Here is a 21,701-nt window from a genome sequence, read left to right as displayed (position 1 = left end):
TTGTCACTCCCAACTTTTGTCTATCTTTATGTTAGCAAACTTTTCTCTATGTGACAAAATTTTGACGTATGGTTTACAAAGAGATACTATTCAAATTATAGGAAAGGGGCAATGAGCTATGAAACCGCATTTAATCGTTTTAGACTTAGATGGTACGTTATTAACGGACCAACAACAAATTTCAGCCAAAACTAAAAAAACATTATTGCAGGCAAAGGAACAAGGTCATCAAGTGATGATTGCTACAGGTCGTCCTTATCGTGCGAGTGATATATACTATCACGAACTTGGCCTTACAACGCCCATCGTGAATTTTAATGGTGCTTACGTCCACCACCCGAAAAATGCTGCTTGGCAGACTAAGCATACTCCTATTGATTTAGGCGTAGTGCATGATGTCGTTGATTCCATCAATAGCTATCAATACGAAAATATCATTGCAGAAGTTAAGGACGATATTTATGTGCATACAGAGAATGAACGGATATTAAACATTTTTAATATGGGGAATCCAAAAATTACTCTTGGAGACCTCTATACCCATTTACTTGATAACCCAACTAGTTTACTGATTCAAGCGAATGAAGTAAATTCCACGATTATCCGTGATCATTTACAGGCTGTTCATGCAGAGGTCATTGAACATCGTCGCTGGGGTGCTCCACTTCACATAATTGAGATTGTTCGCCGTGGCTTAAATAAAGCAGTGGGAATCGCTCATGTAGCAAAAGATTTAGGTATTCCACGCGAGCGTATTATTGCATTCGGTGATGAAGATAACGATTTAGAAATGATCGATTACGCCGGCATCGGTGTAGCAATGGGCAATGGCATTCCTACTTTAAAAAATATTGCTAATGAAATTACCACAACCAATAATGACGATGGCATTGCTAAAATACTCATCGATCGCTTGAAATTAACCTAGTTAAGTAGTGATACCCCATTTTCTGGATCATCACCAAAAATTGTGGATGACACCTGTTGAAACGTATACCAAGTTGATTGGAGTGGAGATTGGGCGACTCCTTGGGGATTAGCAACAGAGGAACGAAGGCTAAAACCATCACGTCCTATGATAACGCCTTCGTGACCAACATCGGTGCTACTACCGCTACGTTAGCACTACGCTTTCGTGCAAAAAACATCTGTTGGCCCAAGCGGCTCATCGGACGCCCCGAGGAAGCTTTGCTCTGTGCGAAAGCGAAGCGTCAGCGTCAAATGTTTTATCTGCGCGAAAGCGAAGCGTCAGCGAAGCGTCAGCGAAGCGTCAGCGTCAAATGTTTTATCTGCGCGAAAGCGAAGCGTCAGCGACAAAGCGCCCAGTCGGAACGGAAATCAACCACGTTATGGTAATGAGTCATTTTTTCATTTTAACTTTATTCAGAAGTACTCTTTATTCGATAGGTACTTATTGAATAAAGTTAAAAATCCTGGGTTGCAATTATACTGAAACTCGATATGATAATATATCTATATAATATTTCATTAGAAATAGTTTAGAGAAACATAAAGTGGAAAGTGAAAGCTCGACACTTGTTCACCTGTTATGTAGTATAGGTATTTGAAAACTTCTCATATAGAATATTAAATTAGGGGGACAAATGATGAAAATTTTTACTGATAGTGGATGTGATTTACCAAAGTTTTACTATGAAGAAAACAATGTTGAACTTCTTCCACTACGAGTGCAATTGAACAATAATGAATATGATGATGTCATTTCAATTGATTCCAAAGAAATTTACGATGCTATTCGTCAAGGAGCTCGCCCAAAAACATCCCAAGTATCACCAGAGATTTTTCTCAACCATTTCGAAAATCTAGCAAAGAATGAAGAGGAAGGGATCTATATTGCCTTTTCATCGGAATTATCAGGCACCTATAATACGGCAGTCATGATTCGCAATCAAGTGCAGGAGCAATATCCCTCCCTTAAATTAGCGATCATCGATTCTAAATGTGCTTCACTTGGTTTTGGTCTAGTAGTCGAAGAAGCGGTTCGACTTCGAAATACAGGTGCTTCATTGGAAGAAATCGAAGCAAAAATCACAGCTCTTACCCCACAAATGGAACACTTATTTACAGTTGAGGATTTAGATTACCTTGCTAAAGGTGGGCGTGTATCAAAGGCAAGCGCATTTCTTGGAGGGCTCCTAAGCATTAAACCAATTTTAAATGTAGAGGACGGTAAACTTGTGCCGATTGAAAAATCTCGCGGACGCAAAAAAGCCATCACTCGCATGTTAGATTTAATGCAAGAACGCGGCGATGATTTTTCTGAGAAAATTATTGGTATTAGTCATAGTGATGATGTGGACTTTGCCAACGAAGTAAAGGCTTCTATCCAAAAAAGATTTTCGCCAAAAGCCATTCAAGTAACAATGATTGGCTCAGCAATCGGCTCACACGTTGGACCAGGTACAATTGCCATCTTCTTTACGAATAAAAGCTATCAAGCTTAACAAAAACCCCCTCCGCACTTAAAAGTGTTGAGGGGGTTTACTCGATTGTTGAAGACAATAATCAGTGGGGATGAAAAAACCTTCCCTGATTAAAATTATTGAGCATCTTGCTCCTTACGACGTACTTTACCTCGTCTAATAATAACAACTACAAATCCTATGAATATAACCCATACTAATCCTAGTGCTACCATATAAGGTACATTTAATCCTTCATCATCTCTAACTTGATAAATCTCTACCATTTCACGATTTAAAATAACCGGATACACATCTTTTTCATTAATACGAACTTTTTCTTCATGTATAATACCATTTAGCATTTTACCTTCCCCAAGCTGAGCAGGTGTTAAATCAACGCGTTGTGTTTTACTAGTGTTGTTAACCATGATGACCCATTTCTCTTTATCAGATGTTCGTGTAAATACAAGTAGGCCATTTTCATTTGTAATAACTTCAAAATCACCATTTCGTAATGTCTCAGATTTATTACGTAACGATTGAACATTTTTAATATATTCGATTAACTCATCATCTGTTTTAAAGTTGAAAATTTGGTGCGTATCTGGCTTTGTTTCCCCGTTCATCGCAATTTCTGTACCATATTGCACAACTGGAATCCCTGGCATCATAAATAAAGCACCCATAGCCATTTTCAAACGCGTTGGTGGGAACATATTTTCAGCTGCAGAATCAAATGTAAAACGACGTGTTTCTAGCGAATCCACCATAATTTGAGTTGGCTTTTCACCTTTTAATGGGTCCATCAACTTAGAAGAATCCATATCAACATTTTTAAATATATTACGGTAAATATCAGCTGTAGCCGGTGAAATGCTTGCATCAAAGTTTGCATCACTTTCTTCATTAGAAATCACATAGAGCGATTTTTTCGAATCTTTTAATGCCTTAATCACTGCATTGATAAATCCTGTATCGGCACCAGCAATATTTGTTAAACGCACCCCACCAACATCATATGTAGAGACAAAATCTGTTGCAGATTTAATAAGTGCTTCTTGTACATCTTTGTTTTTTAAGTCCCATTGTACTTGTCCATTATTTGTTGAAGTAATCCAATCCTTTTTCGCTGGATCTTTTGCCCACTCATGATTCGGACTTACATTGTTTAGCGGGAAATCAACCATGATCGATACATTTTTAGCTTTATAGGTCTCAATGACGCTTTGGAACTCCTCAGATGTCCCAAAATGACGCTCAATTGTAGAGTAGCTCGTCGGCATCGATCCATCATATTTTTCAGTGGCAAAAACAGGGCCAATCGAAACAATTGTAAAGCCCATCTCTCCGATAAATTTTAGTTTATCCTGTAAACCTGCAAAATCGCCACCTGCAAACTTAGTAGGGTCTTGCGTATTTGTATCAAAATCGTTAGTGCCCGAACCATTAAAGAAACGGTCAACGAGTAAATCATAGATGCTTTCTTCTGCAATCGTTCTTGTCGTTGCTTCATCAGCATGTGCAACTGGTGTAGCACTCACTAATGTAGTTGCTAGTAAAAGCGATGCAGCTGTCGCACTTATCCACTTCTTGAATTTCACTATTATTCCCTCTCTTTCAAACCAATCCATCGTCATTTTACCAAATAAAATAGTCACGTCGCTATCATTTAAAAATATTTTCCGAAAATGCAAAATTAATTACGACAAAAAGGTGTCAACTTCTCCTAATCAATTCATTTGGGGCTTGGTCGGGGGAGCCAAGCATTTTTTTGGGGACCTGAGCATTTCTTCAGCTTACCTGATCACTTCTTCGGCTTACCCGATCACTTTTCTGGCATACCTGATCACTTCTTCGGCTTACCCGTTCACTTTTCTGGGCTACCTGATCACTTCTTCGGCTTACCCGTTCACTTTTCTGGCATACCTGAGCAGTTTTCCGACCTACCTGATCACTTCTCCGGCTTACCCGAGCAGTTTTTCAAGCTACCTGAGCGATTTAACTTCCCCCCAAAAATAAAAGCCGTGAAGCGAAATCTTCACGACTTTTCAAAATAATTATGCCAAGAAATTTATTCCCATTGGCAGTTTGAAGCCTAAAAATAATGTAATGAATAAGAATACTGCAAATAAAATCCAAAACAGGCCAGTTGGTTTATTTTTCTTTTGACGAACTAATACCATTTCCATCATACCAATGACTAAAATACCGCCTAAGAATTTAAGACCATATAGCATTGGATCTCCAGCTTGGTATTTAAAGAATAGTGCCCCACCAGTAATAATAATTAAAATGTAGAATAAACGTAATGTCATATGTAAGCCTTTTGACTGCTTGCCCATTAATGCTGCAATTAAAAAGATTACGATTGCAACTACCCAAGTAGTAATATGCGCATCCGTTCGGCTAGTTAAGAAATCCATTATTGTCCCCACCTCATATTCTTTTTTCTATCAAACTCTATCCTACCATGTGATGGAAAGGGTTTCAAACATTACAATAGTGTTCATATAATATACATCAATTATGCCTCTGCATAATTGTGTCCGGAATCTACTGAAAGAAGTTAAAAATCCGCGGAGGTAAACTCACGCGGATTTGAAAAAATTATTCAAAATGATTCACTAAAGTACCGATGCCTTGAATGGACACTTTCACAGTATCCCCAGCTTTTAAAAATTGTGGCGGATTCAAGCCTTTACCAACACCCGCTGGAGTACCCGTTAAAATAACATCACCTGGCTCTAATGTTACATGCTGAGATAAAATCGATACTAATGATTCTACAGTGAACATCATATCTTTTGTTGAGCCGTTTTGGCGTACTTCATCATTCACTTTTGTTACCACTGTTAAATCTTGTGGATTCGGAATTTCATCTTTTGTTACAAGGTAAGGTCCAAGTGGACAAGTTCCTTCCAAGCTTTTTCCTAAGAAGAATTGCTTATGTTTTTCTTGTAAATCACGAGCTGTTAGATCATTGGCAATCGTGTAGCCAAATACATAATCGTATGCTAAGTTTTTCGGAATATTTTTACCGCGTTTACCAATGACAACAGCTAATTCGCCTTCATAATCCATTTTAGATGAAAGATTGGCATGGATAGATATTGTTTGGCCATCAGCAGCAATAGCAGTCGGAGATTTTGTAAATACCATTAAATCTGTTGGAGCTGCCTCTGCACCCATTTCTTTAGCATGTTCATCATAGTTTTTCCCTATACACATAATGTTTTTTGGTGTACGTGGAATCGGTGATAACCACTCGATCGCTGTAAATTCACGTTTGAAGCTATTAGCGCGATCTGATTTTTCAGCGGCTTCTACTAATTTACGAATCTGTTCAACAAAATCAAAGCCTAGTGCAATGCCATCTACAATTGAACTTGAAAAAGAAGGGAGAACTTGAAGTTCATTTTGAATAGCGAGTACATCCCATACCGCTTCTTCTTTTTTTACTTTTGGTCCAAAGCTTACATGTCCACCTAATTTAAATGATAAAATTTTCATGATTTTCAGAGCTCCTTCTTTTTTCTACATGATACAACAATATTATAGGAATTGCCTTACTTTTGCGATAACTATTTTTATTCCTATTAAATCGTGGGCTCATCACCATAACGTGGGTTGATTTCCGTTCCGGATGGGCGCTTTCCTGGGGGCGTCCATCCTCCACTACAATCAACTTGTATACATAACATACGTTTTAACAAATGCTATCGCAACTTTTAATAATGAGCCAAGTCACGATTAATTATTCTTATTATACAAGACGTATTCATTAACTATATGTTGCCGACACGCTGAATACAATTAACTTACTTTAGTTTTCTCTTTATACGTTAACTTGCGCCATAAAGCCTCTAACGGACCTTGTTGCCATTTCGCTAGCCAAATTTCTGCCACAATCATTTGGATAATAATAATACTGACTGCTATTAACACGCCTGTTGCGACGCTCACTTTTCCATACCAGCCAAATCCGAATTGATAAAATAAACATGTTCCAATGATCGATTGAAGTATGTACATCGTTAGCGACATGCGTCCCATTTTGGCAAAAGGACTAAGCAACTTTGATACAGTTGGAAATAAACAAAGTAAAACGATGAGCCCAATGTAGCCTACTGCTAAAATTGGACCACCTATGTAAACTTTCATGTAGTCTAATAAATACGTACGTGTAAACATAATCGGTAAGCTCTTGATGAAAATACCAACTGCTAATCCAGCTATTGCTAATGCCAGCCAAAGCCATTTTAGCTCCTTCGCTCGTTCCACTAAACGCCATTTAGAAGCCGCAGCACCAATTAACATAAATGGTAAAATTGTAAATAATACCACAAACCACATGCCGATTCCCGCCTGAACAGATAAATCGGTTAAACGTTGCATAAATGCATCCATCCAACTGCCCGTCCCGTAAGCAGTTATCGCCTGCTCTACCGAAGTGATATCTAAATACTCATCAATTTTCGTATTAAAATTAATATACCCTACAATAAATAACATAAAAACTTGCATAACACCGTTAATCATAATACCGATTGACAATAACCAAATAGGATGTAGACGTAGTAAAAGCAATAAAAAAACGCCGCAAAATGCATACATCATCAAAATGTCGCCCCACCAAATGAGCACAGCATGTATTAAACCAAATACAAACAATACAGAAAGTCTTCGCAGTCCTATCTTATAAAAATTTTGTTCACGGCTTTGTGCTTTCTGCCATTGCATAGCGAGTCCATAGCCAAATAACATGGCAAACAGTGGATAAAAGCTACTTTGTACATAAATATCTAAATTTTGCTGCCACACCATATCTGACGGTGTTGTAAACCATGATGCCAAATCAATATATGGCATTGGCAAATAAAAGGCAAACATATTAACGAGTAAAATGCCTAGTAAGCTAATACCACGTAAAATATCTAATGTTGCGATGCGTTCCTGCAACATTGTCGGTTTTAACTCCACAAAATAGCCTCCTCTATGTATATGGCGAAAACAGGGCTCTCTAAATTCATTCCCTTATTATGAAACTATATCAGATAGCCCTGTTTTCACCTCGTTCACTTATGAATGTAAAGACCGTTCAATATCGAATAAATATAGAACTTTATCACTCACTTTGATTTGAAGGATAGATTCTATCGCCTCACTATAAACTCTGAGCTGAACACCATATCGGTCTAAAAGTTCCTTCGTTAGCGCTGGTTCCTCTGCAAAATGCGATTGGATACGATCTGTCTTATAATCAAGCAAAATCCATTCACCATTCTCATCCTCAAATAAGCAATCAATAATCCCTTGTACAATTTGAGCGTCGCCGTCTTCATCTACCCTACTAATCGTAAATGGCAGTTCTCTTCGGATTGTTTTTGCTTTTTTAAAGCGTTGTCCAATATCTGTTGTAAAGAAATTATATATTTTTTTCCATGGAACAACCTTGCCCTCAGCCTCGGTCAGAAGCTGCCTTGCCACTAAATGAGCGACAAACTCCTTAACCTCCTGTACATCCGTAAAGCCGTTTTGAGGTACATGCTGCATGACCGTATGGACAGCTGTTCCTATTTCTGCACCTGTCATCTGTTTGTCCTGTAAAAAGGTTGGACGGGGCGCAATAGTCGTCATTTTTTGCTTAGAAGGTACTGAAAAGTAATATTCAGGCTCCTCCTGCCGCTGTAGATTTTCTATACGCTTAATTTCACTTACAGATGTTTTAGAGCGTTTTTGTGTTGATTTCTGAAATGCATAATGTGTTTGAAAACGCATCGTAATTTCCGACAGCAAAGCTTCGTCCTCTGGCGTTTCTAGCAATGGCTGTATCTCATCCTCTAACGCCTGTATGTCATACGCATAATGGCTTGTTTCTACAGCTCGTACCCACCAATGTGATACATCTTCAGATGCCTTATAGGAAGAAGAAGCAATTTTTGCAAAATCTGCATGTCTAGCAACTGCAGGCCCAAGCCAATCAAAGTAGCTATTAGCTCTCGCGCGTAAATACTCTTGTAATGGGGCATCCACCGGTAAACTTTGAGCATCCTGCCAGTTATCGAGCGTTTTACTCCAATTTTTCACGGAGCCTACTAAAATAAGTCGCTCCTTCGCACGTGTCATCGCTACGTACAATACACGCATTTCCTCAGCCCGCATTTCAAGCTCCTTTTTCTCCTTTAGCGCTAAAAATGGTAGAGATGTATACGTAATACGATTTTCTGGATCAATTGCCTTCACTGCAAGGCCAAAATCTTGATCGAATAAATACGGATTGTGGAAATCCATTTTATTAAACGGTCTCCCCATCCCTGCAACAAAGACAACAGGGTATTCCAAACCTTTTGAAGAGTGGATCGTTACAAGACGCACAACATCATCCTTTTCTCCAATCGATTTAGCTGTTCCTAAATCATCTCCACGCGTACGCATACGATCAATAAAACGTAAAAAGCGAAATAGTCCTCGAAAGGCTGTTTTCTCATACATTAAAGCACGGTCATGTAAAATGCGTAAGTTGGCCTGACGCTGCTTACCATTTGGCATAGCACCAACCATCTCATAATAATGCGTGTCTAAATAAATTTTCCAAATTAAATCTGACAGTGAACCACGTCGTGCTAAATCTCGCCAGTTTTCAAATGCTAGCATAAATCGTTGAAGCTTCACAAAAGTGTCTGATTGCACACCATGTCCATCACTTCGAATAAATTGCCTTAATGCATCATAAAATGGCGCTTTTTTATCTGCTAACCGTATTTTTGCTAGCTCATTTTCTGTTAAGCCAACAAATGGTGCGCGTAGCACTGAAGCTAAAGGAATATCCTGATATGGATTATCGACAACCTTTAGTACATTCAGCATAATCATAACTTCAAGCGCATCAAAATATCCTTTAGAGGACTCCGCATAGAGAGGGATTCCCGCAAGCTTAAATTCCTCAACTAAATCAGTTGACCATGTCATTGAACGCATTAAAATCACAATATCACTATATTTTAATGGCCGTTCTGTCTTCGTTTTTGTATCGAATACGGTTGTCCCATCCTCCATCATCTGCCGAATACGCTCAATGATAAAACGTGCCTCATACTGTGATTTTTTTAATTCCTCTAGTTCAGAGGCGTCGCTTGCAATGTCTTCCGCCTCTTCGTCCAACGCCTCTTCGTCAGGAGGATGCATGATGACTAGCTCTACCGGAACTTCTTTATCATCATACGGCGCTGCTGGCTTTAATGAAGCATTTTCATCATAAAGAATTTCCCCTACACGCTCACCCATAATTTGTGCAAATACATAGTTTGTAGCGTTCAACACTTCTTGTCGACTACGGAAATTAGCGTTTAAATCTATACGCATTCCCGTTAAATCTGGGGTCTCTAGAAACTCGCTATATTTTCGCATAAAAAGCTTCGGTTCTGCTAAACGGAAACGGTAAATGCTTTGTTTGACGTCCCCAACCATAAACAGATTTCCCTCTTGCTCACTACCTGTTTTCACAAGCTGCAATATTGTTTCTTGAAGCATATTTGTATCTTGGTATTCATCAACAAGTACTTCTTTAAAACGTTTTTTCAAATCTAGTGCAACCGGTGAAGACTGTAATTCACCTTCAACTTCTACAGTTAAAATTTGCAATGCGAAATGCTCTAAATCCGAGAAATCGATAATTCCTCGTTCTAATTTTGCCATGCGGAACTGTTCACTAAAAACATTCGTCAATTCGACTAATGTTCCTATCGTCGGACCCATTAATCGAATCTCTTCTAACAAGCGTGCAGGAGTCCGAACGAAAAAAGTCTCCTTAAGCTTGTTCACAATTTTTTTTGCTGCCTCACGTTTTTTCTTAGCAAGATCTTGTAGCTCCACATCCACTAAAGCATCCTTTGATACACGCTTTAAAGTTGACCATTTCACCGTACCAAAATAATCAAAGAGTTCTTGCCACGTTCCTTCACGACTAATGCGAATGCCTTCCTGAATCATGGCAAAATCCATTTCTGCAGTTTCAGCATATGGTGCAGGTCCCTCGGGCTGTAGCGTAATGGCACGCATTTCAGAAATTAAGACGAATGCCTCCTCAAGACTATGCTTGACGGTTAACTTTACATATTTCGACAGCTCTAAATCGTCAATGGTCACGTCCGCTGCTAAGTCATATGTCTCTGGTAAACTACGAAGCCATTTTTGAGGCTCTGCATGAACACGAGACGTATCATAAAGCTTGCTTATTAATGTTTCAATAGCCTGATCATCACGATCCGATGTAAAGCTATCAACAAGACGGTAGATTGCTTGAACCTGTGCTTCATCCTCAGAATCGTAAGCATCTTCTAATACTTCTGCTAATATATCGTCCCTTAACAAAGCGACCTCTGCCTCATTTGCTATACGAAAGCCTGGATCAATATCTAGCATATAGGCGTACTGCTTCACAATAGCTAAGCAGAAAGAATGCAGCGTTGAAATTTGTGCTTTATTGACAAGACTTAGCTGGCGTCGCAAATGGTTGGAAGTTGGATTTTCTGCAATAGCCTTTTCAAGCGCCTCCGCCATACGGTAACGCATCTCAGCAGCGGATGCATTTGTAAATGTTACGACAAGTAGCTCGTCGACATTGATGGGATTCTCTGTCGCCACTACCTTTTCAATCATACGATTAATGAGAACTGCCGTTTTACCAGAGCCTGCCGCAGCCGATACAAGTGTATCCTGGCCGCTTGCATAGATGGCCTTCCACTGGTCATCAGTCCATGTCACTTCCGCTGGCTTTTCAGGTATTTTTTGTACCAACTTACTTCATCTCCTTCCGAATTATCTCAACGATATCATTCGGTTTTGCTTGCTGTAACTGACGGTAGCTTTGCTTGCCATCAGATGGGTCAAATTGACAAACCGCCGTAAATTGACAGTAATCACATGCTGTTTTTGTTTTAAGTTTATAAGGACTAATGGACGTATCCCCTGCTAAAATTCCATCACCAGCCTCTTGATGCTTGCGCCGTACAAAATGCTGTAGATTTTTCATATCATTTACAGGTACAACCCGTGACTGAGATTCTGATGGTGTCCCATCTTTCTTCATATAGACAGGAATAATTTTTGAATGCCCACTCGATTCCTCTAATTGCTCGTCCATCGATAAAATGGCCTCCGCATTTTCCGACAAAAGACCTTTCATTTTGTATTGTTTTAAACGGTCTTCTTCAATTTCACTGTCGCTTAAATCCTTATCAAGCTTTAGCATTGGATTGTGGACATGTACATAAAGAACCCCAGCTGGCTCCGCCTCACCTGGCAGCCAATAAGAAGCGTTTTCCATCGCCACATCTAGATACGTTAGTACCTGTAGAGACAAACCGTGATAAACCTCATTCAAATCTAAATCACGAGCGGATGATTTATAATCGACGATCCGTAAATAAGAGCGGTCATCAATAGACGCACTATCTACCCTATCAATACGACCCCGCATAAACATTTTCTTACCACCTGTTAAATCTATTTCAAGTGGAGGAAGCTGTTCATTTTGTCCCGGTCCAAATGATGCCTCAATGGCAATTGGCTTAAAGTGGGATACATTCGCATGCTGCGTAAGTGCCGTCATTGTTCGCTCGACAATACGTATAAGCTTGCGTTGAATGTAACGATAACGTGCACTAGATAGTAAGATTTGATGAGAAAATACCGGCACAATTTGCTCTACGGCTTGACGTGCTAATTGTTTAATTTGCTGCTTTGTTAAACGTATCCATGATAGTTGCAGACGGTGTGTCTCCTCCGTAATCCATTTCAATGCCTCATGGAATAAATCGCCCATTGCAAATGTTTCTAGTCTGTACTCTGCCCGCTCTTCAAGATGAAGCCCATACGTTGTAAAATGCGAGAATGGGCAACGGAAATATTTCTCAACACGAGACACGCTAGATGTTAGCTTTTGACCATATAATTCCTGAGTGATGTAGTTTTCTAAGGGCTCAGCTTCATTTTTATGAGTGATTGGATGTAAAACTCGATCATAAATAAGTGCCCAATAAGGGTCCTGTCTATAAAATTTTTGTAAAGCAAGCCACTCTGGCGCTAGCTCACGACTATGTTCAGCTTGGCGTTTTTGCACCATTAAATGTGCTAAAGCTGTACGTGGATGGCGTAAATACGGTAATGCACTTTCATCCAGTAGTTCAATTGGATCGATTACAACTCGCTCGACCTCGACACCACTCAAAAGGCCAGCCGTTTTATCATTGCCGATAATTTTCTTTATATAGAGTGAAGACAGTAGTGCCTTGCCCTCTTCATCTGCCGTTGGATAGGACATATATAATTTATCGGATGGCGTAGTTAAAGCTCGATATAGCAAGAAATTTTCCTGCAGTAAACGATTTTTAGACGTCGGCGCTAGCTCATAGCCAATTTGACTAAACCATTCACGTTCGTTATCTGACAGCAATCCCTCATAATCCATACGAGTTGGATAGACTCCATCATTCATTCCTAAGACAAAAGCGACTTTTATATTCGATAAACGAGCTAAATCAACTGTCGCTACCATGACCTCATCTAATGTAGGCGGGATACGCGAAAATTCTAATGTATCAAAGCCCTCATCTAAAATTTTCGCCGCTTCCTCCACGGACATCTCCTGCTCACCAAACATATACACAAACTGATCGAGCACTGCAATCCATTCTTTCCACGCTTGATCATGCTCACTTGCAGCTAATGCATCGCCTCGATCTAGTTCACGATCTTTCATTGCTTGAAGCTTTTCATAAACATTTAAATGCTCAATCAACTCAAATAAAGCTGTCGCTACTTCTCTACCTGTTGTCGCCACTTCCAGCTTGTCCTGTAATGATTTAAGCGGCTGCCGAATTTCGTCGCGAATAGCCTCGATTTCTGCCTGCATAGCACGTTCTTCGTCCGTTTGTACGCGTGAATGGAATTCAAGTCCGCGATACTTTTTGAAAAACCATCGAGCTTCCTCAAACCAGCGCTCTCCAAAGACGCCTTGTGCTAAACAGTAGTTTTCTAAACGATCCGCTCGCTCACGCCAAACATTTAATTCAGCATGTAACGGGAAAAATAAATCTGTTTTCACGCTACGAAAAACCGGTTCATATTTCCAATTAGAAGTAATAACCTCTAAAGCAGATCGACTAAGTTCAATTAAAGGGTGATGCAGCATCGTCTTTTTCGAATTTGTAAAAATAGGAATTTCGTATTGTTGGAAAATCGTTGTAATGAGCGGGTCATAAACTTCTGCTTGTCTATAAAGAAGTACTATATCTTGATAACGATACCCCTTCTCTCTCGTCAGCTTTGTTATTTCCCGGGCAATGGCATGTATCTCCGCACGTCGATTAGATGCTTCAAGCACCATTACATCACCTGAAGTTTCTTTCGCTTGAGGCACCATATCAGCAAATCGAGTTTCCATATGTTGTAAATCACTAGACTGGAAACGATACGTATTATAGAAGTGCAGTGGTGCTTCAACTTCAATGCCTTCTTCAGATGCAATGTCGTGTAAACGTTGATTCGTAGAAGCGGCTTCATGGAATAAAGATTGCTCATCATAAACTTCATCGATATGGTCAAAGGGAAGAACTACCGTTACCTGTTTCGTCACCTTCAATAACTCTTTTACAAGCTCTAATTCTCTTACCGTAAATGCTGTAAAACCATCTATATAAATGGACGCCTGCTTCATCGTCTCGGAGCATTTTAGTTGCTCGGTTAAAATCGGATAATACCCCTCACTATCGACATATGTCGTGCCAAGTCGTTCCTCCAAAGCTTGCAAAACTACTTGTAAATCATTAGCCTTCGCTTGCAATGTATTAGGCGCATCAATGGCCTGCAAAGACGCTGTCACTTCAGCTAACACCGAACTATTTACACTATAACGACTAAACTCTCGTAATAGCGTTTCAATTTCTTCTGTAAAGCCTCGTTTCCCAGCTGCTTGTCGAAATAACGAAAACTCACTTTTTTGTTCCTCTAAAAGTTTACGGATAAGCATTCGATAACCATAGCCATTTACTTCTTTTCGAGCAATACCACCCGTTTCCTGTAACACTAGCCATGCCAATCGTTTAAATGTCATGACCTGTGCACGAATTAAGCCTTGCAAGCCATGCTTATTCGTTAGCTCATACTCCGTTGAGTACGACATTTGGTCGGGGACAATTACAAAAATTGGATGACCTAACGGCTCTGTTTTTAATTGCTCGACAATCTCTTGATGAATAAACGTTGATTTACCCGTCCCTGAACGTCCTGATACGATACGCAATGTCATGTACTTTTCCCCTCCTGTTAATTATCTATTTTAAAAAGTGATTGTTGTTGTGGAACACCTGGCCTTTGCTGGTCTACCTGAGCTGTTTTCGCACTGACCCGATCACTTTGCTGTTCTACCTGATCACCTTTCGCACTGACCCGATCACTTTGCTGTTCTACCTGATCACTTTTCGCACTGACCCGATCACTTTGCTGTTCTACCTGATCACTTTTCGCACCGACCCGATCACTTTGCTGTTCTACCTGATCACTTTTCGCACTGACCCGATCACTTTGCTGTTCTACCTGATCACTTTTCGCACTGGCCCGATCACTTTGCTGTTCTACCTGATCACTTTCGTACTCACCCGATCACTTTTCGGTTCTACCTGATCACTTTCGCACTGACCCGATCACTTTTCGGTTCTACCTGATCACTTTTCGCACCGACCCAATCACTTTTCGGTTCTACCTGATCACTTTTCGCACTGACCCGATCACTTTGCTGTTCTACCTGATCACTTTTCGCACTGACCTGATCACTTTTCGCACTGACCTGATCACTTTGCTACTCTACCTATGCATTTTAAAATATTTTATCTAAGCGCTACTCAATGTTTTTCGAGCATTGCCTTACCTTTATTAATGAAGATAAAAAACCCCTTCTCTCATTTTACATGATAAAAGGGGTAAGATGTGCATATTCAACTTTTAACGTTGATGATTTTTCGTCAATTTTCTCGCATGTTTTAAGTCTTTCTCTACACGCGCATTTAATCGTTTCTCCATAAACTTGCCAACCCACCAAAGCAAGACAATCGCAACAGCAGCAATAATCAGTCTTACAGGACTTGTTAGGAGCGATTTCAAATCGTAACCAAGCACGCTCATTCCTAAAATCATAACGAACTTCCCAGCCAATAACACTACAAAATAATACTTTTTATGAATATGGGACAGCCCCGCTACAATATTTACAATGATTGAGGGTGTAAAAGGAAAACAAAGTAACACGAATAATGGGCTAATACCATTCATATCTACCCATTTAATTAGCTTCTCTACTTTTTTACTGCCTGTTACAAATCGAAGCCTTGGATGGTTGCCAAAATGTCGGACAAGCAAAAATACTGCATATGACCCCGCTACAGATCCTATCCATGATAATAAAAAACCTAACCATAAACCAAATGCGCTCGCATTGGCGACAACGAACACGACCAGAGGTAAAAACGGAAAAAACGCCTCTATAAACGTTAAAAATAAACCAATGATTGGGCCAAGCGTTCGATATTGTGCCGCAATTTGCTCAATATTATCTACAGTAAACCATTCACTCAAAATCGACACCTCTATTTATATTGCAAAATTAAATGTAAAATCGTTAACTTTTCCGAAGTATTTTTATACTCATGTGGCTGATGTCCTGAGAATACTAGTGTATCCCCTTCTTCTAGTAATTCATGCATCTCACCAGCAGAAATAATGGCCTGCCCTTGGATTACAGTCACAGTTTCTTCTACCCCTTCTGTATGGGCTTCACTTCTCCTGAAAGCACCGGGCTCCATTTCAACCCTATAAAGTTCCCAGCCACGATCTGGATTATAAGGAATAATGGAATACACACGATATCGTCCCTCATCTTCATCTACACGTGGCGCATCCTTACTACTATATTTCATAAAGTGTGCTGTTGGTGCTTGTAATAATGAAGAAAATGAAGTGCGCATTCCTGCAGCAATTTTCCAAATCGTTGATACTGTAGGATTTGCCTCTCCTTTTTCAATTTGGGCAAGTTGAGCTTTACTTACCCCTGTAGCTTTGGCAACATCATCTAAGCTTAAATGACGTTGCTGCCGGATCCTCTTTAATTGAAATGCCAAATTTCGACTCATTTGCTCCATTTTTATTCACCAATTTCTATTGTTTATTTTATAAGACATATGTATACTTTAATAAACATCACGAACTATCAGACTATTCCACCATTATTATACATGGAAATTTATAAGAAGGGACGATCTATTTATGACAAGTACAACCGATTTTCAGAATGAAACAGCAAACACGCCAGACGATAGCTTTTTACAAGGCGTTAAAGATTGTGTCCCCACTTTACTCGGATATATTAGCATAGGACTCGCTTTCGGTGTTGTAGGTTCCGCTTCTGGGTTATCTGTACTCGAAATTGCGCTTTTAACGATACTCATTTACGCAGGCTCCGCACAATTTATTTTTTGTGCACTTCTTTTAACGAATAGCCCTGCTTCTGCTATTATTGTAACCATTTTTGTCGTAAATCTACGCCATTTATTAATGAGTTTAACATTAGCTCCTCATTTTACACGCTATTCCATGCTAAGAAATGTTGGTTTCGGCACATTATTGACGGACGAAACATTTGGTGTAGCCGTTACAAAGCAAATGCAAACCGGTAAATTACATGGCAAATGGATGGATGGGCTGAACATAACTGCTTACTCATTTTGGATTCTATCTTGTGTAACTGGTGCATATTTAGGACAATGGGTAGCAACTCCTGAAAAATGGGGCTTAGATTTCGCATTGATTGCTATGTTTGTGGCACTTCTTGTTCTCCAGCTTAACAGTGTAGGTAAAAGTAAAATAATGCATTATCTTATGTTAATCGGCTATATGGTTGTTATTATGTATGGTCTTTCTTATATTATGCCTTCGCATGTGGCTGTTCTTCTTTCAACAGTTATTGTAGCAACTATAGGGGTGGTGACAGATAAATGACGACAACTGCTACTATGGTATGGCTCATCATTGGCTGTGCACTTGTCACCTGGCTACCACGTATTATTCCGTTTATATTCGTCCGAAATGTGAAGCTACCTGAGGTTGTATTAAAATGGCTAAGCTTTATCCCAGTTTGTATTTTGAGTGCTCTTGTCATCGAAAACTTATTGGATACAGAAAGCGGAAAAATTGTTACACTCAATTGGCCCGTATTTATTACCTTTGTGCCAACGCTTATGATTGCACTTGTTACCAAAAGCTTATCTATTACAGTTGTAGCAGGGGTTATCATTATGGCAGCCGTAAGGTTTTTCATGTAAAAAGGTCAGTCTTAAAAGTGAGAAAGCTATCACTTTTGACTGACCTTTTATATTAATTTTTGTTTTTTTTCATTTTACTTGCTAGCCAAAAGCCTACTGTTAACGAAAATGCATCGATTACGAAGATAATAGGTGGCGAAGTATAACCTGCATAGATAGATGCCGCAATAAGCGCAATCGCCAATATTAATGCAACATACCGATTATACGTAATTCTAGTAAACAATAATACGAGTAATGCTGGTAAAAATAACGCTAACATCATTTTCCCGAAAACATCCATCATATATCCCTCGGCTCAGCTAATAACAATCCAATACGATAATGATCATTGCTATATATAACATGCTGTGTTAAGCGTATTTCATTGTTACGATCTATTACTTCTAGGCGACAATGTGCAGCATTTAATTGCAAAGCCTCGTATAAATCATTTTCTGTAAAAATGGCCTGACCGTTTACTTTACGAATACATTCTCCTGCCAGTAAGCCCATTTTTTCAGCAGGTGAATCAGGTAAGACAGCCGCAATAATAGCACCCTTTGAATTTGGTGCAACCGCATAAATGTCCTTTTTATCTTGCATAGCATAGAAGATCGAAATAATGATACGAATCACTGCACCAATTGCCAACGTGATAATGCCAATAAATGGCTCCAGCGCTGCAGCAAGTCCACCTATTAAAATTAACTGACCTAGCATTAGCACTACTCTGCCAATTTTAGGCAATTGCAAAGTCGGTAATTCTTTTCTAGTAAGCTTTGAAAAGCCTATAACAAGTGGAAATAGTACGAGTGAAAAGGTACTCTCTCCTAATGTAAATTGCGGCCAGTAAGGGAAATCTACCGGAATAATATCACCAGGTATTACAAAGAAAATTGGCAATACCCATACATTTCTTGAACGATAGACAATTGCCTGCATACCTCGCTTCGTCTTTTCAACTCTCGGTGTCGTTATCTTCATTGCTGTTCGGCGAATTAACATACCCTCAGCAATCACACATAGACCTGCTAAAATCGTAATCGTTATAATGGAACCATCAAGTAAATTTACACCTTCTAAAGAGATTTTCCACCAAGAAAATGTCCAATTATAATGGTACATCAACCACATTGCTAATGTCGCAAGCCCCATTGTATAAATAGGTGAAAGTGCATTAATGAAGAACAATAATAATGCCAACGCAGAAATAGCGATTAAAATCATTAAAAAGGCTTTAGGTACTGTTAAACCTAACCCAACACTTATTAGTGAAATGAGGAGGGCATTTAGCCACCCATATTTCCATTGACCAATTAGCTCTGTCCAACCCCAAATAATACGTCTATTAAAAAATTTCCGCTCCTGCTTTACACGACTATAACCTAATAAAACCGCAAATAAAATTGCGATATACATTAATGGGTTGATTAAAAAGCGGCCAATCGCTGTTACAATTTCTATTAAAATATCACTAACCATACGAACACCCGCCGTTTCTATCTTGAATACTATGATTTTATTGTATCAAACGACTACACTCTTGCGTAGTACAATCTAGTAGAAAGCTTTCTATTCTTATTTTTTTATCGTATTCAGCGGATTTTAAGTTAAAACGTTGCAGGTGTGTCGATTTCCATCCCTAAGATTAAATCTGAATATTCCCACTTTAATTGTAACTTAAATCTGTGATAAGTGTCTAATAACTAGGAGGTGTTATGTTGAAAGTTTTTAAAAATATGCTATTGATTTCTGTATTTGCTTTGTTGTTATCTTCTTGCAGTAACTTCACTTTTCATAAAGGATGTCCTGATGCGATAATTGAATGGGTGGATGTGCTGATGATTAATGATATAGAGTATGCCCATTATTTTCCAGAGCCAGCAAATGAAAATCTCCCTATAACGATTGAAAAAGGTAAAGAACTTGGTAAAGTGACATATAAGATGGCTGACAGTGCATGCAGTAATCACAAGATGCAAAATGGTGATGCGACATATTTAAAAGAAGGAACAATCATTTCTGAAATAAAAGGATATCCAACTTCCTTGATTGTTGCTGCAAATGATGATGTTTATGTAGCCAACACAAATAAAATGGCAAAAACAGCAGGAGAACTTTACCCTATGGATAAGTTGGTGAAGAATATCTATTTTGAAAGCACTGAAGATGGCAAGAGAATACACACATTCTCACAGTCTTCCAAGGATACGTTCCTAGCCGCATTTTATGAATTAAAATTAGAAGATGTACAATCATTAATTGATGTAGGTAAGCTAGAAGGTACACGTATATTTTTGGGGATTGAACTTAATAATGGTGTTTCATTTAGACAGCTTTACTGGAGCGATTCTAATACATTCCATAATGGAGCAATTGGAAACGATAAGATAAAGGAAGTTATTAACTATGAATTATCAAATCTAAAAAAATAATACCAGTAATATAATAAAAATTCCTACAATCTTGAGTTGTAGAAGTCGCTATTTTTCATATTGCGCTATCAAAGTTGTTTCTACAACTTGAGATGCTTTTTACTAACGATGCAGTTTAGCTGCGTAAGGGCATAGTTTGGTCATAATGTAAGTGAGAAATTCTAGAATAGAATATATTATAAGATTATTAAATCCAATATTTATAAAGGGAGACTGTATGATGAGTAAATTTCCGATCATAGAAACAGAAAGGTTAATTTTAAAAGAAGTGACACCAGAGGATGCTAACGATATGTATAAATACCTATCAGATAAAGACGTTGTTAAATATATGGGGTTAGAACCATACGAATCCCCAAATGACGTCTTGAGCGAAATAAGATGGTATAAATCTATATTGGAAGAAGGTACAGGTATAAGGTGGGGAATTACACAGAAAAATATTGGTGTTGTTATAGGTAGTTGCGGCTTTCTTAATATGCACCCTAAACATTATCGAGCTGAAATAGGGTTTGAATTAAATAAAAAATATTGGGGCCAAGGAATAGCTGGTGAAGCTTTAGAAGCTGTTATTAAATATGGCTATAAACATTTTGAAATGGAACGAATTGAGGCGCTAATTGATCCTGCGAATTTATCATCACAAAAATTAGTAGAAAATCAGGGCTTTAAAAGAGAAGGTTTATTGAGGCATTATGAATATACTTGTGGAAAATTTGATGATTTATATATGTACTCAATCATTAAAGGAGACCTCAAACGAATGTGAACTGCTCGCCACTTAGCAAAGCTTAAAGTGAGAGCTTCCCAGTTCCACGACGAAAGCAACCTTTTGTCTCCCTGAGCGTTACTTCGGAGTGTTCTGACCCTAGATGTCCAACGTGTGGACGCTCTTTTGGTACGTTAGATATTTTACACAGGAACCGAATCGCTTGGTTTTCGCACTCTATTTTCTTTCCAGCAACCTCATATATCGAGTGATCCAAGAACTTCATATAGCTAGTTATCAAAAGTTTTTGGCTATGCTAAACCGAAATTCATCTCCCACCTACCGTTGGGCTAGCGCTCTTCACACGCTTGAGGTTAAAAAGGCAGAGTATCCTTATGCCGCTCTTTAGTCCAACAAGAACTACAAATAAAAATCAAACTTATTTATAAAATCCGTATACTAAATTACCGGAAAAGAAAGCATTTTAATCAAACTTTATTCCAAACAAATCTCTAGGTCCTGCATCTTCGTCAGCTGGTGCTTGATATTTTGCTCCATCGTCTATTTTTCACCTTCGGCTAGATAGTCGGCAGAAACCACAACCATTTCATGGTATTATTTGGGTTAATCTGCTGAAAAATTGCAAATAAAAAAGCCGAGGAATAAATCCTCGGCTTTTTCAGGTGCCTAGCGACGTCCTACTCTCACAGGGGGAAGCCCCCAACTACCATCGGCGCTAAAGAGCTTAACTTCCGTGTTCGGTATGGGAACGGGTGTG

17 protein-coding genes and 1 rRNA gene are annotated in these 21,701 nt (G+C 38.9%); 7 read left to right on the top strand and 11 right to left on the bottom strand.

The window, feature by feature from the left end; all coding sequences use genetic code 11:
- The first annotated feature begins 118 nt into the window (after positions 1 to 118).
- Positions 119 to 928 (top strand): Cof-type HAD-IIB family hydrolase, encoded by an 810-nt coding sequence (locus ACQKOG_RS20005; protein WP_402872939.1) that lies wholly within the window; start codon positions 119 to 121, stop codon positions 926 to 928.
- A 679-nt stretch (positions 929 to 1,607) separates the two neighbouring features.
- Positions 1,608 to 2,465 carry a DegV family protein gene (locus ACQKOG_RS20000; protein ID WP_370076712.1) on the top strand — a complete coding sequence of 286 codons (858 nt, stop codon included), beginning with the start codon at positions 1,608 to 1,610 and terminating at the stop codon, positions 2,463 to 2,465.
- A gap of 95 nt (positions 2,466 to 2,560) precedes the next feature.
- On the opposite strand, the gene ACQKOG_RS19995 is transcribed toward ACQKOG_RS20000, so the two are convergent.
- The 6 genes from ACQKOG_RS19995 to addB all read right to left on the bottom strand — a co-directional run bounded on the left by ACQKOG_RS19995 (position 2,561) and on the right by addB (position 14,733).
- On the bottom strand, positions 2,561 to 4,027 hold the full coding sequence (locus ACQKOG_RS19995; RefSeq protein WP_427448118.1) for an alpha-amylase family glycosyl hydrolase: 1,467 nt from the start codon (positions 4,025 to 4,027) through the stop codon (positions 2,561 to 2,563).
- Between the two features lie 456 nt (positions 4,028 to 4,483).
- On the bottom strand, positions 4,484 to 4,849 hold the full coding sequence (locus ACQKOG_RS19990; RefSeq protein WP_370076708.1) for a YisL family protein: 366 nt from the start codon (positions 4,847 to 4,849) through the stop codon (positions 4,484 to 4,486).
- Positions 4,850 to 5,033: 184 nt separating this feature from the next.
- Positions 5,034 to 5,936, bottom strand: a complete 903-nt coding sequence (locus tag ACQKOG_RS19985) for a fumarylacetoacetate hydrolase family protein (protein ID WP_427448116.1) — start codon at positions 5,934 to 5,936, stop codon at positions 5,034 to 5,036.
- Positions 5,937 to 6,239: 303 nt separating this feature from the next.
- A complete protein-coding gene (locus tag ACQKOG_RS19980; protein ID WP_415732745.1) occupies positions 6,240 to 7,406 on the bottom strand; it encodes a DUF418 domain-containing protein in 1,167 nt (388 codons plus the stop codon).
- 99 nt (positions 7,407 to 7,505) lie between these two features.
- Complete coding sequence (addA, locus tag ACQKOG_RS19975) at positions 7,506 to 11,222, bottom strand: helicase-exonuclease AddAB subunit AddA (RefSeq protein WP_427448114.1); 3,717 nt, start codon at positions 11,220 to 11,222, stop codon at positions 7,506 to 7,508.
- A gap of 1 nt (position 11,223) precedes the next feature.
- Complete coding sequence (gene addB, locus ACQKOG_RS19970) at positions 11,224 to 14,733, bottom strand: helicase-exonuclease AddAB subunit AddB (protein ID WP_427448112.1); 3,510 nt, start codon at positions 14,731 to 14,733, stop codon at positions 11,224 to 11,226.
- Positions 14,734 to 14,780: 47 nt separating this feature from the next.
- Here addB and ACQKOG_RS19965 point away from each other — a divergent pair, with 47 nt between their 5' ends.
- Entirely contained in the window at positions 14,781 to 15,107 is a 327-nt protein-coding gene (locus ACQKOG_RS19965) for a hypothetical protein (protein ID WP_427448110.1), read from the top strand.
- A 318-nt stretch (positions 15,108 to 15,425) separates the two neighbouring features.
- On the opposite strand, the gene ACQKOG_RS19960 is transcribed toward ACQKOG_RS19965, so the two are convergent.
- Together ACQKOG_RS19960 and ACQKOG_RS19955 are read right to left on the bottom strand one after the other, a co-directional pair.
- Complete coding sequence (locus ACQKOG_RS19960; protein ID WP_370076696.1) at positions 15,426 to 16,055, bottom strand: TVP38/TMEM64 family protein; 630 nt, start codon at positions 16,053 to 16,055, stop codon at positions 15,426 to 15,428.
- 11 nt (positions 16,056 to 16,066) lie between these two features.
- The gene (locus tag ACQKOG_RS19955; protein ID WP_370076694.1) at positions 16,067 to 16,618 is read right to left on the bottom strand and encodes a helix-turn-helix domain-containing protein; all 552 of its coding nucleotides are present in this window, start codon (positions 16,616 to 16,618) and stop codon (positions 16,067 to 16,069) included.
- A gap of 124 nt (positions 16,619 to 16,742) precedes the next feature.
- On the opposite strand from ACQKOG_RS19955, the gene ACQKOG_RS19950 reads away from it, so the two are divergent.
- Together ACQKOG_RS19950 and ACQKOG_RS19945 are read left to right on the top strand one after the other, a co-directional pair.
- A complete protein-coding gene (locus ACQKOG_RS19950; RefSeq protein ID WP_370076692.1) occupies positions 16,743 to 17,474 on the top strand; it encodes an AzlC family ABC transporter permease in 732 nt (243 codons plus the stop codon).
- Entirely contained in the window at positions 17,471 to 17,797 is a 327-nt protein-coding gene (locus ACQKOG_RS19945) for an AzlD domain-containing protein (protein WP_370076690.1), read from the top strand. Before ACQKOG_RS19950 ends, ACQKOG_RS19945 begins: the two co-directional genes overlap by 4 nt.
- 52 nt (positions 17,798 to 17,849) lie before the next feature.
- On the opposite strand, the gene ACQKOG_RS19940 is transcribed toward ACQKOG_RS19945, so the two are convergent.
- A complete protein-coding gene (locus tag ACQKOG_RS19940) occupies positions 17,850 to 18,080 on the bottom strand; it encodes a DUF2198 family protein (RefSeq protein ID WP_370077026.1) in 231 nt (76 codons plus the stop codon).
- Complete coding sequence (locus ACQKOG_RS19935; RefSeq protein ID WP_370076688.1) at positions 18,080 to 19,261, bottom strand: PDZ domain-containing protein; 1,182 nt, start codon at positions 19,259 to 19,261, stop codon at positions 18,080 to 18,082. The genes ACQKOG_RS19940 and ACQKOG_RS19935 overlap by 1 nt, the downstream gene beginning before the upstream one ends.
- A 239-nt stretch (positions 19,262 to 19,500) precedes the next feature.
- Between ACQKOG_RS19935 and ACQKOG_RS19930 the strand changes: the two genes are divergently transcribed.
- Positions 19,501 to 20,214 (top strand): hypothetical protein, encoded by a 714-nt coding sequence (locus tag ACQKOG_RS19930; protein WP_402872918.1) that lies wholly within the window; start codon positions 19,501 to 19,503, stop codon positions 20,212 to 20,214.
- Positions 20,215 to 20,434: 220 nt separating this feature from the next.
- Positions 20,435 to 20,983: a GNAT family N-acetyltransferase gene (locus tag ACQKOG_RS19925; RefSeq protein WP_370077024.1), complete on the top strand. Its 549-nt coding sequence runs from the start codon at positions 20,435 to 20,437 to the stop codon at positions 20,981 to 20,983.
- A 625-nt stretch (positions 20,984 to 21,608) separates the two neighbouring features.
- Here the strand turns inward: ACQKOG_RS19925 and rrf are convergent.
- Positions 21,609 to 21,701, bottom strand: a 5S ribosomal RNA gene (gene rrf / locus ACQKOG_RS19920); the annotation flags it as partial.

The sequence above is a fragment of the Lysinibacillus sp. NPDC093216 genome, from assembly GCF_050280325.1.
Classification (GTDB): Bacteria; Bacillota; Bacilli; order Bacillales_A; family Planococcaceae; genus Lysinibacillus.
The sequence above is the reverse complement of the archived record's forward strand: the minus strand, read 5'-3'. Positions and strand labels throughout refer to the sequence as shown.

Excerpts from the sequence above, each read along its gene's own strand:
- ACQKOG_RS20005 (WP_402872939.1), top strand. The coding sequence starts at position 119 with ATGAAACCGCATTTAATCGTTTTAGACTTAGATGGTACGTTATTAACG.
- ACQKOG_RS20000 (WP_370076712.1), top strand. The coding sequence starts at position 1,608 with ATGAAAATTTTTACTGATAGTGGATGTGATTTACCAAAGTTTTACTAT.
- ACQKOG_RS19990 (WP_370076708.1), bottom strand. The coding sequence starts at position 4,849 with ATGGATTTCTTAACTAGCCGAACGGATGCGCATATTACTACTTGGGTA.
- ACQKOG_RS19985 (WP_427448116.1), bottom strand. The coding sequence starts at position 5,936 with ATGAAAATTTTATCATTTAAATTAGGTGGACATGTAAGCTTTGGACCA.
- addB (WP_427448112.1), bottom strand. The coding sequence starts at position 14,733 with ATGACATTGCGTATCGTATCAGGACGTTCAGGGACGGGTAAATCAACG.
- ACQKOG_RS19955 (WP_370076694.1), bottom strand. The coding sequence starts at position 16,618 with ATGGAGCAAATGAGTCGAAATTTGGCATTTCAATTAAAGAGGATCCGG.
- ACQKOG_RS19950 (WP_370076692.1), top strand. The coding sequence starts at position 16,743 with ATGACAAGTACAACCGATTTTCAGAATGAAACAGCAAACACGCCAGAC.
- ACQKOG_RS19945 (WP_370076690.1), top strand. The coding sequence starts at position 17,471 with ATGACGACAACTGCTACTATGGTATGGCTCATCATTGGCTGTGCACTT.
- ACQKOG_RS19940 (WP_370077026.1), bottom strand. The coding sequence starts at position 18,080 with ATGGATGTTTTCGGGAAAATGATGTTAGCGTTATTTTTACCAGCATTA.
- ACQKOG_RS19935 (WP_370076688.1), bottom strand. The coding sequence starts at position 19,261 with ATGGTTAGTGATATTTTAATAGAAATTGTAACAGCGATTGGCCGCTTT.
- ACQKOG_RS19925 (WP_370077024.1), top strand. The coding sequence starts at position 20,435 with ATGAGTAAATTTCCGATCATAGAAACAGAAAGGTTAATTTTAAAAGAA.